Genomic DNA, 14,654 nt, shown 5'->3' on the forward strand with positions numbered 1-14,654 from the left:
GCCCGGCGCGCCCTGTCGGCGCGGACGAAGGCGTCAGCCGAGCATGCGGATCGTGGCGGGCGCGACGCTGCCCTCGCTCAGGTCGTACGTGACGCCCTGGCTGAAGATCGGCCGCACGGTGTTGACGAACGGCACGATGTCCAGGCGCTGCACGACCGCCCGGTCGCCCTCGCCCCACTTGGCGCAGCCGTCCGAGCCCGCGATGTTCGACGCCTGCTGCACGATGGCGTCGTACTGCGGGTTCTGGATGTAGGCGAAGTTGTTGCCCTCGGCCCCGGCCGGGCCGGACAGGAACGGCACGAGCTGACTGGGCAGGCTCACCGACAGCGGCAGCAGCATCGCGTGCCACGTCCCCTGCCCGCCGAGGATCTGCGTGCTCTCGGTGTTGCTCATGCCCTTGACGTCGACCTGCACACCCACCGCGCCCCACTGCTGCTGGACCAGCTCCGCGCCGGACTGCATGCCGGCGCCGACGCTCGTCGGGTAGTAGAACGTCAGTGCCAGCCGCTGGCCGTCCTTCACGCGCACCCCGTCGGGGCCGGCGACCCACCCGGCCGCGTCCAGCGCCGCCTTCGCGGCGTTCACCTCGTGGGCGGGCAGCGGGCCGATCGTGTTGCCGTTGCAGGGACCGAGCCCGGGGGCGACGAGGCTGGTGGTCGGCTTGCCCGTGCCGCCGGTCAGCACCTGGCCGACCTGGGTGAGGTCGAGCGCCTGCGTCAGCGCGCGCCGCACGTTCTCGTCGGCGCCGGGCAGGCCGGCCTTCTGGTTGAACCACAGCTCACCGAACGGCGACTCGATGTCCTTTTCGGACAGACCGGACGCCTTGAGCCGCTGCCGGTCCTGACCCAGGATCTGCGCCGCGTTGACCTCTTTGGACACCAGCAGGTTGGCGGCGGTGGTCTCGTTGGCCACCACGCGCAGCACGACCGTGTCCGGCAGCCCGCGCGTGTCGGTCTTCCAGTCGCCGGGACCCCACGCGTAGTCCTTGCGCCGGGTGAGGGTGTAGTGGTCGCCGGACACCGCTTCGGTCAGCTTGAACAGGCCGGTGCCGTCGGCCCCCTGCTTGAGCAGGTTGCGGTCCTTCATGCCCTTGCCGCACACGATCGGCAGCGTGCCGACGTTGCGCACGAGGAACGCGTCCGGCGCGGGCGAGGTGACGCTGACCGTGCCCGCGGCGTCGTCGGCCGTGGCCTTCGCCCCGGCGGGGACGTAGATCCCGAGCAACGCGGCGGCGTTGTTCGGGTCGCCCACGAAGTTGATGTTGTCCGCGACCACGCTCGCCGTGAGCGGCGTCCCGTCGCCGCAGGTGATGCCCGGCCGCAGCGTGAACGTGGCCTTGGTGGTGTCGCCGTCCCACTTCGCCGCCAGCCCGGCGGTGGTCGCGCCCGACGCGTCGAGGTTCACCAGCGAGTCGTAGAGGAACTTGTCCGCCTGCAGCGCCGTGGACAGGGTGGTGAAGTGCGGGTCGAGGCTGCCGGGGTCGCCGGGCAGGACGAAGGTGAACGTCCTGCCGTCCACGACGGCGCCGCCACCCGCGCTCCCCCCGCCGCACGCGGCGAGGGACAGCGCGAGCACGCCGGCCCCCGCCAGGGTCAGAGCTTTCTTCATCGTGCCTCCCGGCGGATCACTCGTCCACTGTGGACATACTCGGCGCGGCCGGTGCCGTCGTCGCCGAGGAAGACGTGGGGCTGGTGCAGCCCGTGTGGTGCCTCGCGGGTGATGAGCGTGTCGCCGTCGAGCCGGACCAGCTCGGTCCGCTCGGCCTCGCCCACCTCGGCGAGCACCCCCTTGGGCACCTGCTCGAGCCACACCCGGCCGTCGTCGTCCTGGCTCACCGTCACGTCGGCGACCTCGCAGGAGTAGGTGCCGGTGTACCGGCTCGCGTCGAACGGCGCGGGGTCGGACGGCGGTTCCGGGAACGGCGGCCGGTCGATCCCCGCCAGCGCCGGCAGCAGGTGGCCGAAGACGTCGGCGTAGAGCGAGATCGGGTCGCCGCCGTTGGTGAGCAGCGCGATCGCGACGTCGCGCTCGGGGACTACGCGCAGGAACGCGGCCTGGCCGATGGTGCCGCCGTCGTGGCCGATGATCGTGCCGCCGGGCAGGTCGTAGATCTCCCAGCCGAGCCCCCACGACGTGCCCATGAGGCCGAGCGGCGGCAGCGCGACCTGCCGTTCCTGCATCGCCTTGACGGACCCGGCGCTGAGCGCGGGGCCGCCGCCGTCGAGGTGCGCCCGCACGAACGTGAGCAGGTCGCGGGGCCGCATCGCCAGCACCGAGCCCGCGGGCCCGTTGGACCGCACGAGCGACCACATGGGCGCGGGGCGGGCTTCGCCGTCCACCTGGAGGTGCCCGACGGCGGCCCGGTGCAGGATCGCCTCGTCGGCGCTGGTCGCCGCGTGCGTCAGCCCGAGCGGGGTGAACAGGTGGTCGCGCAGGCAGGTGTCGTAGGGCTTGCCCCGCAGGACCTCGATGATGCGGCCCAGCACGCAGTAGGCCGCGTTGTTGTAGGAGAACATCTCGCCCGGCGGGAACAGCTGGTCGACGCCGTCGAGGGTGGCGACGTACTTCTCGACGCAGTCGTCCCCCTTGCCGGTGTCGGTGAACAGGTCGCCCTCGAAGCCCGAGGTGTGGCACATCAGCTGCCGCACCGTGATCGTCGCCGCCGCGGTCTCGTCGCCGAGGCGGAAGTCCGGCAGGTAGCCGCGCACGGGCACGTCGAGTTCGAGCGCCCCCTCGTCGACGAGCTGCATCGCGAGGGTGGCGGTCCAGACCTTGGTGATGGACCCGATCTGGAACACCGAATCGGGGGTGGCCTCGACGCCGGTGGCGGTGTTCAGCACCCCGCCGGCGGCGTCGAGGACCTCGCCGCCGACGGAGACCGCGATGGCCGCGCCGGGCACCCCGTGGTCGGCCAGTAGCCGGGGAAACCGGTCCGCCAGCCACTGCTTGGTCTCGTCCAGGTTCGCCATCGGGCGACCGTAGCCCCACGATCGGACGAACCGCTTCGTCCGCCCGCACAAGCACCCGGGCCCATTTCGGTAGCAGAGGACGAAAGCCCGGGCAGCCGTCAGAGGGCGACGAGGACGGTCTTGGTCTGGGTGTAGGCGTCCAGGACCTCCAGACCGCCTTCCCGGCCGATGCCGGACTGCTTGTACCCGCCGAAGGGGAGGTTGCCCGTGCTCATCTCGCCCCAGGTGTTGATCCAGACCGTGCCCGCCTCCAGGCGCGCGGCCACCTGGTGGGCGGTGCTGAGGCTGGTGGTCCACACCGAGGCGGCGAGGCCGTAGTCGGTGTCGTTGGCCTGCGCGACGGCGTCGTCGACGTCGGTGAAGGTGCTGATGGTCGCGACGGGACCGAAGATCTCCTCCCGCACCACGCGCATGTCGGACGTCGTGTCATCCAGGAGGGTCGGGGCGACGAAGTAGCCGCGGTCGCCGTGGCGGGTGCCGCCGGTGACGACCCGGGCCCCTTCGGCGACGGCGAGGTCGAGGTAGGAGCTGACGCGGTCGAACTGGGTCTTGGTGGACAGCGGGCCGACGACGGTGCCGGGCGTGAGGGGGTCGCCCGGGACGAACGGCGGGGCGGCCATGGTCTCGGTGAGCAGGGCGAGGAACTCCTCGCGGACGCTGTCCTGGACGAAGATGCGGGTGGTGGCGACGCAGGCCTGCCCGGCGTTGCCGTGGAAGCCGGCGGCGACCCCGCGCGCGGCCTGCCGCAGGTCGGCGTCGGCGAAGACGACGGCGGGTGATTTGCCGCCGAGTTCGAGCGTGACCTGCTTGAGGGTCCGCGACGCCAGCTCCTGGACGTGCTTGCCGGTGGCGGTGGACCCGGTGAAGGCGATCTTGGCGACGTCCGGGTGCGCGACGAGCGCCTCACCCGCCTCGGCGCCGAGGCCGGTGACGACGTTGACCACCCCGGCGGGCAGGTCGGTGGTCTCCAGCAGCTCCGCCAGGCGGAGGGTGCTCAGCGACCCGGTCTCGGCGGGCTTGAGGACCACGGTGTTCCCGGCGGCCAGCGCGGGCGCGAGCTTGCTGGGCAGCTGCCCCATCGGCCCGTTCCAGCCCCAGATGACGCCGACCACGCCCAGGGGTTCCTTGCGCGTGTAGCCCAGCCGGTCGCCCGTGGTGGGGACGTGCGTGCCGAAGATCTTCGTCGGCCAGCCCGCGAAGTAGCGGAACACCTCGCTCGCCTCGGCGAGCATCGTGTCGGTCACCAGGCGCGGCGCGCCCATGTTGACCGAGTCGATCGTGGCCAGCTCCTCGGCGTGCGCCTCGATCACGTCGGCGATCTGGTTCAGGATCCGGCCCCGCCGGTCCGGGGTCATGTCCGCCCATTCCGGGTCGGCGAACGCGCGCCGCGCGGCCCGCACGGCCGCGTCGACGTCCGCCGCGCCACCGCGGGGCACGCTCGCCAGGGGCTCCTCGGTGGCCGGGTCGACGTTCGGCAGCGTCTGCCCCGACACCGCCGGCACCCACTGCCCGCCGATCGACATCAGCCGGTCTCCCCCGCGCACGAACTCCGGCACGTCGCGATGGGTCCGCAGCATCTCAGTCATGGTGGTCCCTCTCGTCCTGGTACGGCTCCCTAAGTGGATAGCCTGTTCAGATAGTAGTGAACAGGCTATCCACTTAGCAAGTCCACCCGTGCCAGGGCGTGGTGGAGGACATTTTCGCCGCTACCCGTGCCGGCGCAGGCCGTCGAACAGGACGCGCACCATCGAGCCGCGAGAGGCCGGGATCCGGCCGGCGGCCACGACCGCGTCCAGCACCTCACCGAGCGCGACGTCGTCGCGGACTTCACCGCTGCGCTGCGCGGCCTGGAAGAGCGGTTCGGCGGCGGCGATCACGCGCGCCCGGTGCTCGCTCAGCACCCGGCTCTCCCCCGGGGAATCGGCCAGCAGCAGGGTGGCCAGCGGGCCCTTGCGCGCACCGGCCGCGTGGAAGTAGTCGAGCCAGGCGAAGAACGCTTCGCCCGGCGTCTCCCCTTCGGTGTTCTCGGCAGCGGAGCAGATTTCGTCGATCTGGGTGCGGTACAGCTCCTCGATCAGCTCGAGCCTGCCGGGGAAGTTGCGGTACAGGGTGGCCATGCCCACCCCGGCCCGCCGGGAGATCTCGGCCATGGACGGCAGATCACCGGAGCCGGCCAGCGCCTCCCTGGCGACCGCGAGGATCTTCGCGCGGTTCCGCTCGGCATCGGCGCGCTTGACGGCAGCCGTGTCCCGGGTCATGGCCACACCCTTCCGGTGATCGTCGTCCTGCTCTCCCCAGAGTAGCGGACAGGCTGTTCACTTCGGCGTGCTGCGCTTTGGGGCAGACCTGGGGCGATGAGCGGCCCCGGCGACCGCATCCGGCCCCCGGCGCCGGCGGAACCGTGCTCGGCTTGGTCGCGGGAAGCCGTCCTCCGTCCTCCTCCAGGAGTCCGTTCATGCGCGTTCTGTTCGTCGTCACACCGGGCATCGGTCACCTGTTCCCCACGGTGCCGCTGGCCTGGGCACTGCGGATCACGGGACACGAGGTGCTCGTGGCCACCACCGGAGCGGCGGCGCGGGCCGCGGCCGAGGCGGGGCTGCCGGTGGCGGACGTCTTCCCCGGCCGGGACTTCGCCGCGTTGATGAGCGAGCGGTTCCGCAGCGACCCGGAACTCGTCAAGCTGATCACGCGGGAGAACACCGACCTGGCCGCGGTCGTGCCGATGCTGGCGGACATGTCCACGCGACTCACCGACGGGACCACGAGCACCGTCGAGCAGTGGCGGCCGGACGTCATCGTGCAGAGCGCCACGGAGGCGGCCGCGTTCGCCGCCGCGGGCAGGTTCGGCATCCCCCTCGTGCGACACGGGTTCGGCTTCCTGCGCGCCGCCGGGATGGGGAAGCTGATCGTCTCGCACATGACGGAGGTGATGCGGCGGCTCGACGTCACGGCCGTGCCGGAGTACCAGGCCGCCATCGACGTCGCGCCGCCCAGCCTCGTCCCGGCGGTCGAGGGCTGGAGCATGCGCTACGTGCCGTACAACCGGGGCGCGGTGCTGACGGACGACCTGGTGCGGCCCGGTCCCGCCACCGGCCGCCCCCGGGTGGCCGTCACGCTCGGCACCGTCGCCACGGGCCTGACCGGGCTCGGTCCGGTCGCGCGGCTGCTCTCGGTGGCCGACCAGGTGGACGCCGAGTTCGTCGTCGCACTCGGGGACGCCGACACCAACGGCCTCGGCCCCGTGCCGGACAACGTCCGGCTGGCCGGGTGGATACCGCTCGACGCGCTGCTGCGCACCAGCACCGCCCTCGTGCACCACGGCGGCGCCGGGACGACACTGGGGGCCCTCGTCGCCGGTGTCCCCCAGCTGGTGCTCCCCAGCGGGTCCGACCGGTACCTCAACGCCGCCGCCGTGCGGGACGGCGGGGCGGGCTTGTCCGCTGCTGAGGCGGACCTGGACGCCGAACTCCTCACGCGGCTGAGCGAGGACGGGGACCTCCGTCGCCGCGCGCAGGAGGTGCGGGCGGAGATCGCCGCGCTGCCGTCGCCGGTGGAGGTCGCCGAGCGGGTGATCGATCTTGTGCGGTGACCCCCGGGCACGGTTTCCGTGTCCGGGGGCCGGGTTCCGCCGTCAGTGGTTGATCTTGAACCAGGGCTGGGCCCAGCCGAGGTAGGTCTGGCCCCACTTCTGCTTGATCTCGGCGATGGTCGTCTGCGTGTAGGTCCCGGCGCCGTGGATGTCGTTGGACAGGAACTGGCCGTTGCCGATGGAGATCATCGTGTGGCCGGCGCCGCCGTTGCCGAAGTAGGCGAGGCCGCCGGCGGGCACCTCGGTGTCGCCGGGGTGCTTGTACGAGGCCGGGATCTGCGTCCAGTGGATGTACGCGGTGTTGGAGCCGCTCGCGCTCCAGCCGTAGTTCTGGGCGTTGATGCGGTCGCACCAGCCGTCGTAGGAGGAGTCGTAGTCGGTGTGGACGCGGGACTTGGCCTTGGCCACCGCCTGCGCGCAGGTGTTCGGGTTGCCCAGGCCCGATCCCGAGCACGTCTGCGTGGTGCCCGAGCAGTCGGGTGCCACGCGGCCGTCGGAGCCGGTGTAGACGTAGGCGTCGCTGATGTAGCCGCCGCTGGCGGGCACGTGGTCCCAGATGTCGGTGGTGCCGTACTTGCCGCTGACCGTGTCGCCGTTGGTCTGGCAGTCGATCGTCACCGACTTGCCCTCGGCGATGGTGCCCACCGCACCCGCGCTGGTGCTGGGCGACGAGCGCACGGTCAGCGGGGCGCCGGAGTCGGTGTGGACGGTGCCGGTGGCGGCCATGGCGGGTGCGGTGCCCAGCAGGACGGCGGTCGCGGCGATGCCGACCGCGCCCGCGACGCGTCGCAGGATCTTCATGGGGTCCTCCCTGATGTCTCCTCGGCTGTGCGGTCAGCGTGACGGGCCGGGATACAAGGGACGTACAAACGCGGGCGCTCGGCCGGTTGGGTGACGGTGTCACGACGCTTCGCGAGCGGCGATTTCCCCGGTGTCCGGCAGAGGGGAGAGTCCGATGAGCACGGCGACAGCGGTGACGGGGCGCGGGTTCCTGGCGGCGTTGCGGGCGCCGCACCTGCAGCAGTGGCTGCGGCGGAAGGTGGTGGCGGTGTGGCTCAACGCCCTGATCGTCCTCACCGCGGCGGCCGCCGTGGTGGTGGCCGGGTTCCTGGCGCACCGCAGCTGGCCGCGGACCGCGGAGTGGGGGCCGGGCGCGCTGAAGCTGTTCGTGCTGTGGTGCCTGTCGTTCCTGCCGGGCTGGTTGTACGTGCGGTTCCTGTACGTGCGGGCGCAGGCGGTGTGGCGGGAGTACGTGCTGACGTTGCACCGGCTGGGCTGGGACCGGCCGGAGCACCTGCCGGAGCCCGCCGAGAACTCGTCGTACCACGTGGCGTGGGCGGCGGGGCCGCACCCCCGGGACGAGATCTACCGCGAGAAGTTCGAGGCCTACTACGGGCGGCTGCGCAGCGGGCGGTCCGCGGACGAGCCGGTGGTGAGCGCGGAGTCGCTGTTCCCGGTCTTCCTGCTGACCACGGTGCTGGCGGCGGGCTGGTCCGCGGTGTTGTGGGACACGGGTTTCCTCACCTCGCCGGGGCTGGTGTGGGACGTGCTGAAGTACGGGTTCATCGGGGCCTACGCGTTCGTGACGGGCATGCTGGTGCGGCGGTTCTTCCAGACGGACCTGCGGCCGAGCGCGTACACGTCGGCGGTGCAGCGGATCGTGCTGGTGCTGCTGGTCGTGGCCGTGGTGCACCAGGTGGTGCGCGGGATGGGGGCGCCCGCGGTGTCGGCGGAGCTGGCGCTGGCGTTCGTGATCGGGTTCTTCCCGCTGGCGGGGCTGCAGCTGATCCAGCGCGTGACGGCGAAGGTGTTCGGCACGGTGATGCAGCCGTTGAAGCCGCAGTACCCGCTGGACCAGCTGGACGGGCTGAGCCTGTGGTACGAGGCGCGGTTGCTGGAGGAGGGTGTCGAGGACATGCAGAACCTGACGAGCATGAACCTGGTCGACGTCATCCTGCACACGAAGGTGCCGCCGGGGCGGGTGATCGACTGGCTGGACCAGGCGTTCCTGCTGATGCACCTCGACGCGGCGGAGCGCGAGGACCTCAAGCAGGCGCAGCGCGCACAAGCCGTCCGGCACGATTCGCAGCCGCTGGCCGGCCCCGCGGCGCGGATCGCGTTGCGGCGCTTCGGCATCCGCACCGCGACGGACCTGCTGAAGGTCTTCACCCGGGACGGCGCTTTCACCGTGCCCGAGCACATCGACTGCCTGCCCCTGCCGGAATGCCAGCTGCGGATGCTCGTCGGCGTGCTCGCCCAGGAGGCGAAGCTGAGCGTCATCTGGAACTGGCAGCGCAACGACACCCGCGCGTACTGATCACCGCCGCCGCAGCAACCCCCGGAGCCGGTCGATCACCCCACGTCGCGGTTCGGGCCCGGCGTAGGCGCGCTCCTCGCGGTGGGGTTGGCGGGTCTGGTCCGGGTGGGGCATCGGTGGTTGCTCCGAACGGGGGTCGGAGTGGTGGGGCGGGGTGTCTGGGGCGCCCGCCGGTGGGGCGGGGTGCTGCTGGGTGGGTTGGGGGTTCGCCGGGGCTTCGGGGTGCTCGCGGGTCGCGTGGGCCTCGGATTGTGCGGTCGGCTGGTTCGGATGCTGCTGCGGGTTCGCCGTCTCGGCAGGGGTGGGGTGGCCTGCTGAGTGCGCCCGGGCGGGGTCCGGGGCGTGCTCAGCCGTAGCGGGGTGTTCCCAAGCGGCCTGAGAGCCCGGCGCTCCCGCGGCCTGGCCTGCGGGTTCCCGAGTCACCGCCACCTCGGCGGGCGCGGCGGGCTGGTGCTGCGGGCTCACCGGTTCCGCAGCCTGGCCGCCTGACTGCCGCTGAGCGGCCTCGGTCCTGGAGGGGGCGCCGAATGGCTCCCAACCCGGCTGAGGAGCCGCCACAGGCTGGCCGACCGACTGTGGCTGAGTCGCCTCCGGCTGCTGCCAGCCCGACTCAGGAGCCGCCGCAACCTGGCCGCCTGACTCTGGCTGCGTCGCCTCCGGACCCGCCCCGGAGGGGGCACCAAACGGCTCCCAACCCGCCTCAGGAGCCGCAACCTGGTCACCTGACTGCTCCCGGGGTGCCTCCATCTCGGCCCCCGAGGGAGCACCAAACGGCTCCCAACCCGCCTCAGGAGCCACAACCTGGCCACCTGACTCTGCCCGAGAGGCCTCCGGCCTCACCTCCGAGGTCGCGCCAAACGGCTCCCAGCCCCCTTCAGACGCCGCAGCCTGGTCACCTGACTGCTCCCGGGGTGCCTCCGCCCCGGAGGGCGCCCCATGATCCACACCCGCAGCGGCCTGCTCCTCGGCCGCGGGGCTGGACGACTCCCACTCGGCCGTCTTGTCGAAGAGCTCCGCGGGCTGCTCCCCCGCCGTCTCGAAGTCGTACGGGGCGGTGGGCTGCGTCCGCCCGTTTCCGCTACCCGCAGCATGCCTCCCCGGGTCACGATCCCATTCACCGTCGCGAGAACCGGAGGCTTCCGGACCCGACTGGCCGCTGTCACCGGTCCACGGGCTGAGCCCCTGGGGCGCGGACGGTGCTTCCACCGGGAAATCGTCGTCATCTTCGAGGAGGCGGTGGCGGCCCGGGCGATCGGTCACCGGCGTCTCGGCGCGGGTGTCGACGGCGGTCGCGGGCAGCACCTGACCGGCGAACACACCTTCCGCCGGGGTGGTGCTGCCTTCCGGCACCGCGTCCTCGCGCAGCAACTCGACGCGGGCGTGGTGCTGCACGTGGGGCACCGTGAACTGCGGATCGTCCTCGGCCCACGCCCGGGCCGCCCCCACGCTCGCCGTTTCGCGCTCGGGTTCCTCCCGGCTCGGCGGGACGGAGCCCGGCCAGTCCGACTCCTGTCGCGCCGCCGGGACCTCGACCTCCGGCTCCCCCAATCCGGAACCCGTCCAGCCGCCCCACGAGGCCGCGCCGCCCGAAAGCGGGTGTGGCTCGCCCGGCTCGGTCTGTTCGGGGCGGTAGCCTCCATCCTGCGGTGAACCCCAGCCCGGCGACTCCGCAACCGAACCCCAGGCATCCTCCTCATGCGAGTCCGGCACCGCAGCGCCTGGCCGCTCCCACTCAGGCACCCCACCGCCAGGGACCGCGCTCCCCCAGCTCACGGGCTCCGGCCGGGCCTCCGCACCCGGGAGCGCAGAACCGCCCACCGGCTCGGGCCGCGCCTCCATCCCCGGCGCCGCAGCACCCGCCGCTCCGGCACTCCCCAAAGCACCCGGCGTCCCGATAGCACCCGGCGCCCCGGCCGCCCCCACGGCCCCAGGCCCACCCGGAGCGCCGGCCATCCCCCCGAGCGCGGGCAGCACGGGCGGCGTCGGCGTCATGTCGGTGAACGGGACGGGCGGCTGATTCACCTCCGGGTAGCGCTCCAGCGGGTTGTCCGGCTCCCGGGGCGCGAGCAGCCGCAGCAGTCCCAGCAGGCCGGCGAGTCCCACGAGTGCCACCAGGCCCCACGCGCCGCCGTCCAGACCCCAACCCGCCATACCGGCCGTCACCGCCCCTCGTTCGCCCGGAGCCCCTCCCCGGGTCCCCCAGAGGCGTACCCAGCCCGATCCGACAGCGACGCCCGCCGCCGTTCAACCACTGGATCGAGTGACCCCGGCCGAGCTAGGTGAGCGCCGTCGCCCCCTTGCCGAGCACCACGATCCCGCCGGGGCTGACGTGGTAGTGCTGCCGGTCCCGCTCGAGGTCCACCCCGATGTGCGCGCCCGGCGGCACGACGACGTTCTTGTCCAGGATCGCCCGCCGCACGACCGCCCCCGAGCCGACGCGCACGCCGTCCAGCAGCACCGAACCCTGCACCACCGCCCCGTTTTCCACCACGACGTCCGGCGACAGCACCGACTCGACCACCTGCGCGCCCGAGATGATGCAGCCGTTGCTCACGATGGACTGGTTGGCCGTCCCGCCCTCGACGAACTTCGCCGCGGCGCGCTGCGCCGGGTGCGCCAGGATGGGCCACTTCCGGTTGTAGAGGTTGAAGATCGGGTGCGTCGAGATCAGGTCGCAGTGCGCCTCGAAGTAGTTGTCGATCGTGCCGACGTCGCGCCAGTACCCGTGGTCACGCTCCGTCTCACCCGGCACCTCGTTGGTGCTGAAGTCGTACACGGCCGCGTCCCCCTGCGCCACGAACGCCGGGATGATGTCGCGCCCCATGTCGTGCTTGGACTCCGGGTTCCCCGCGTCCGCCTTGAGCGCGTCGATGAGCGCCTGCGTGGTGAACACGTAGTTGCCCATGGACACGTACGTCTCGTCCGGCGAGTCCGGCAGGCCCGGCGGATCGGCCGGCTTCTCCAGGAACGCGTCGATGTGCGTGCCGTCGGTCGTGTCGATGACGCCGAACGCGCTCGCCTCCTGCCGCCGCACCCGGATGCCCGCGACCGTCACGCCCGCGCCGGACTTGAGGTGGGCGTCGAGCATCTGCCGCGGGTCCATCCGGTAGATGTTGTCCGCGCCGAAGACCGCGATGTAGGCCGGGCACTCGTCGTAGACCAGGTTGAGGCTCTGGTGGATGGCGTCCGCGCTGCCCTGGAACCAGTGCGGCCCCAGCCGCTGCTGCGCGGGTACCGGCGTGACGTACTCCCCGGTCAGCGACGACAGCCGCCACGTGGTGCTGATGTGCCGGTCGAGCGAGTGCGACTTGTACTGCGTCAGCACGCAGATCCGCCGCACCCCGCCGTGCACGAGGTTCGACAGCACGAAGTCGATGAGCCGGTGCACCCCGCCGAACGGGACGGCCGGCTTGGCGCGGTCCGCCGTGAGCGGCATCAGCCGCTTGCCCTCCCCGCCGGCGAGGACGATGCCCAGCACGTCTGACACGTCGTTCACGAAGACCTCCCGCTCGCTTGGTAGATCCCGACCGTCCGGGCGGCGATGGCAGCCCAGCCGAACTCCTCGACGGCCCGGCGCCTGCCCGCGGCACCCATCTCGGCGGCCCGCTCCCGGTCGCCGACGAGCTCGTTGATCCGCGCGGCGAGGCCGGCTTCGTAGCCGGCGGCGTCCTCCTCGGCGTAGTGCACGAGCAGGCCGGTCACGCCGTCTTCGACGACTTCCGGGATGCCGCCGACGTCGCTGGCCACGACCGCCGTGCCGCACGCCATCGCCTCCAGGTTCACGATGCCCAGCGGCTCGTACACCGATGGGCACGCGAACACCGCGGCGTGCGTGAGCAGCTCCACGAGTTGTTCGCGGGGCAGCATTTCCGGGATCCAGAACACGCCGTCACGCCTTGCCTGCAGGTCGGCGACGAGGCCGCGGAACTCCGCGTCCAGCTCAGGGGTGTCGGCACCGCCGGCGCACAGCACCACCTGCACCCCCGGCTCCAGGGCGGCGGCCGCGCGGACGAGGTGCGGCACGCCCTTCTGCCGCGTGATGCGGCCGACGAACAACACGTACGGCCGCGCGGGGTCGATTCCGTGTGCCCGCAAGGCATCCGTACCGGAAACGGGTTGGTAGAGCTTGGTGTCGATACCGTTGTGCACGACGTGCACGCGTTCCGGTGGCACCGCCGGATAGGTGGCCAGCACGTCGCGCCGCATTCCTTCGCTCACCGCGATGATGGCGTCGGCGCTTTCGAACGCGGTGCGCTCGATCCACAGCGAAACCCGGTACCCGCCACCGAGTTGCTCGGCTTTCCACGGCCGCAGCGGTTCCAGCGAATGCGCGGTGAGCACGTGCGGGATGCCGTGGGCGAGCTTGGCGAGGTGCCCGGCGAGGTTGGCGTACCACGTGTGGCTGTGCGCGAGGTCGTGCCCGGCGAGCGCGTCGGCCATCGACACCGCGATGTCCATGGTCGCGAACGCGGGCTGGGCGTAGCCGTGGGGATCGCGGTGCCCGTGCGCGCCTTCGCGGTCGGCTCCCCAGCAGTGGACGTCGAGATCGACGAGGTTCCGCAGTTCGCGGGCGAGGAACTCGACGTGGACGCCGGCTCCGCCGTAGACGTCGGGCGGGAACTCGCGGGTGAGCAGACCGACTCTCATGCACCGACCCTACGGCCAGAAGCGGGTCGGGCGCAGTGCGTTGTCCGGGCGAATGTGAACCGGACAACCCGCAGGTGTACGCCGGGTTTCCGGCGGCCGCCGCCGGGGTGGGCGGCGGCTTGCCGGAAAGCGCTTCACGCCGGGCCTCCCCGTCACCGGGAAGGCCCGGCGCGGGCGTCACCAGGCGCGGCCCACGGTGTAGGAACTCGTCCAGATGGTCTGCAGCTTGACCACGTCACCGGATTCGGGCGCCGCCCACATCCGGTTGCCGCCGGCGAAGATGCCGACGTGGTACACGCGCCCGCCGTTGCTGAAGAAGATCAGGTCGCCGGGGCGCGCGTCGGCCTGTGCCACGCCGCGGGCCGCGGAGCGCTGCTGGCTCGCCGTGCGCGGCAGGCTGATCCCGGCCTGCCGGTAGGCGTACTGCGCGAGCCCGGAGCAGTCGAAGCTGTCCGGCCCGGAGCCGCCGGCCGCGTACGGTTTGCCCGCCTGCGCGGCGGCGGCGCTCACCACGCGGTCGCCCGTCGTGGGTTCGGCCGCGGTGGCGGCGGGGGCCAGCAGGCCGGCGGTCGCGACGGTGCTCAGCGCCGTCGCGGCCGCCAGCGTCCGCAATCGAGTGGGCACGATGTGGTCCTCCTCGGGAAATCTATTCGAACTCCTCGTCTCGAATGGGCCCCCGGCTATTCCGGGAGCCGCCGCCCGATTTCCCGGGGCGCGGATCACAAAACAATAAATACTCCTTCCGGTGATTCATCTCACCGGCGGGAGAAAGGCGTCAGACCTGGCCGAGCCGCTCGTCGCCCTCGGGCAGCGGGGTGAGCGTGCGCACCTCCAGCGGCCGCGCCAGCAGCCCCTTGAGCACGCCGCCCAGCTCGGCCAGCGCGGGGGCCTTGCCGTGCGTGGCCAGCGCCTCCGCGGACGCCCACTTCTCGACCATCACGAACGTCGAGGGCGAGCGCGGGTCGCGGTGCAGCGCGTAGAGCAGACAGCCCGGCTCGGTGTGCACGGCCCGCACGGCCTTGCGGAACGCCTGCTCGACCTCGTCCTCCTTGCCCGGGCTCGCCTCGGCGGTGGCCACCACCACGACGGGGTTCTCGCTGGTCATCTCACTCCTCGCGTCGGTTCGAGCTGT

11 protein-coding genes are annotated in these 14,654 nt (G+C 72.2%); 2 read left to right on the plus strand and 9 right to left on the minus strand.

Features of this window, described 5'->3' with window-relative positions; genetic code table 11:
- Positions 1 to 33: 33 nt before the first annotated feature.
- The 4 genes from ABFX51_RS23750 to ABFX51_RS23765 all read right to left on the minus strand — a co-directional run bounded on the left by ABFX51_RS23750 (position 34) and on the right by ABFX51_RS23765 (position 5,227).
- On the minus strand, positions 34 to 1,608 hold the full coding sequence (locus ABFX51_RS23750) for an ABC transporter substrate-binding protein (protein WP_346054971.1): 1,575 nt from the start codon (positions 1,606 to 1,608) through the stop codon (positions 34 to 36).
- Positions 1,605 to 2,969 carry a serine hydrolase domain-containing protein gene (locus ABFX51_RS23755; protein WP_346054972.1) on the minus strand — a complete coding sequence of 455 codons (1,365 nt, stop codon included), beginning with the start codon at positions 2,967 to 2,969 and terminating at the stop codon, positions 1,605 to 1,607. Before ABFX51_RS23755 ends, ABFX51_RS23750 begins: the two co-directional genes overlap by 4 nt.
- A gap of 98 nt (positions 2,970 to 3,067) precedes the next feature.
- Positions 3,068 to 4,555, minus strand: coding sequence for an aldehyde dehydrogenase family protein (locus tag ABFX51_RS23760; RefSeq protein WP_346054973.1), 1,488 nt, complete (start codon positions 4,553 to 4,555; stop codon positions 3,068 to 3,070).
- Positions 4,556 to 4,675: 120 nt separating this feature from the next.
- Entirely contained in the window at positions 4,676 to 5,227 is a 552-nt protein-coding gene (locus ABFX51_RS23765; protein ID WP_346054974.1) for a TetR/AcrR family transcriptional regulator, read from the minus strand.
- 197 nt (positions 5,228 to 5,424) lie between these two features.
- Between ABFX51_RS23765 and ABFX51_RS23770 the strand changes: the two genes are divergently transcribed.
- Entirely contained in the window at positions 5,425 to 6,558 is a 1,134-nt protein-coding gene (locus ABFX51_RS23770) for a nucleotide disphospho-sugar-binding domain-containing protein (protein WP_346054975.1), read from the plus strand.
- A 42-nt stretch (positions 6,559 to 6,600) separates the two neighbouring features.
- On the opposite strand, the gene ABFX51_RS23775 is transcribed toward ABFX51_RS23770, so the two are convergent.
- Complete coding sequence (locus tag ABFX51_RS23775; RefSeq protein WP_346054976.1) at positions 6,601 to 7,359, minus strand: hypothetical protein; 759 nt, start codon at positions 7,357 to 7,359, stop codon at positions 6,601 to 6,603.
- 154 nt (positions 7,360 to 7,513) lie between these two features.
- Here ABFX51_RS23775 and ABFX51_RS23780 point away from each other — a divergent pair, with 154 nt between their 5' ends.
- Positions 7,514 to 8,875, plus strand: a complete 1,362-nt coding sequence (locus ABFX51_RS23780) for a hypothetical protein (RefSeq protein WP_346054977.1) — start codon at positions 7,514 to 7,516, stop codon at positions 8,873 to 8,875.
- A 2,275-nt stretch (positions 8,876 to 11,150) separates the two neighbouring features.
- On the opposite strand, the gene glgC is transcribed toward ABFX51_RS23780, so the two are convergent.
- From glgC to ABFX51_RS23800, 4 genes are all read right to left on the minus strand, one after another.
- Positions 11,151 to 12,371 (minus strand): glucose-1-phosphate adenylyltransferase, encoded by a 1,221-nt coding sequence (gene glgC / locus ABFX51_RS23785; RefSeq protein ID WP_177228489.1) that lies wholly within the window; start codon positions 12,369 to 12,371, stop codon positions 11,151 to 11,153.
- Positions 12,368 to 13,522 (minus strand): glycogen synthase, encoded by a 1,155-nt coding sequence (gene glgA / locus ABFX51_RS23790; protein ID WP_346054978.1) that lies wholly within the window; start codon positions 13,520 to 13,522, stop codon positions 12,368 to 12,370. The genes glgC and glgA overlap by 4 nt, the downstream gene beginning before the upstream one ends.
- A 177-nt stretch (positions 13,523 to 13,699) precedes the next feature.
- The gene (locus ABFX51_RS23795; RefSeq protein ID WP_245782821.1) at positions 13,700 to 14,146 is read right to left on the minus strand and encodes a C40 family peptidase; all 447 of its coding nucleotides are present in this window, start codon (positions 14,144 to 14,146) and stop codon (positions 13,700 to 13,702) included.
- 151 nt (positions 14,147 to 14,297) lie between these two features.
- Positions 14,298 to 14,627 carry a putative quinol monooxygenase gene (locus ABFX51_RS23800; RefSeq protein WP_091503626.1) on the minus strand — a complete coding sequence of 110 codons (330 nt, stop codon included), beginning with the start codon at positions 14,625 to 14,627 and terminating at the stop codon, positions 14,298 to 14,300.
- Positions 14,628 to 14,654 lie beyond the last annotated feature (27 nt).

Source organism: Amycolatopsis dongchuanensis (genome assembly GCF_039542405.1).
Lineage (GTDB): Bacteria > Actinomycetota > Actinomycetes > Mycobacteriales > Pseudonocardiaceae > Amycolatopsis_E > Amycolatopsis_E sacchari.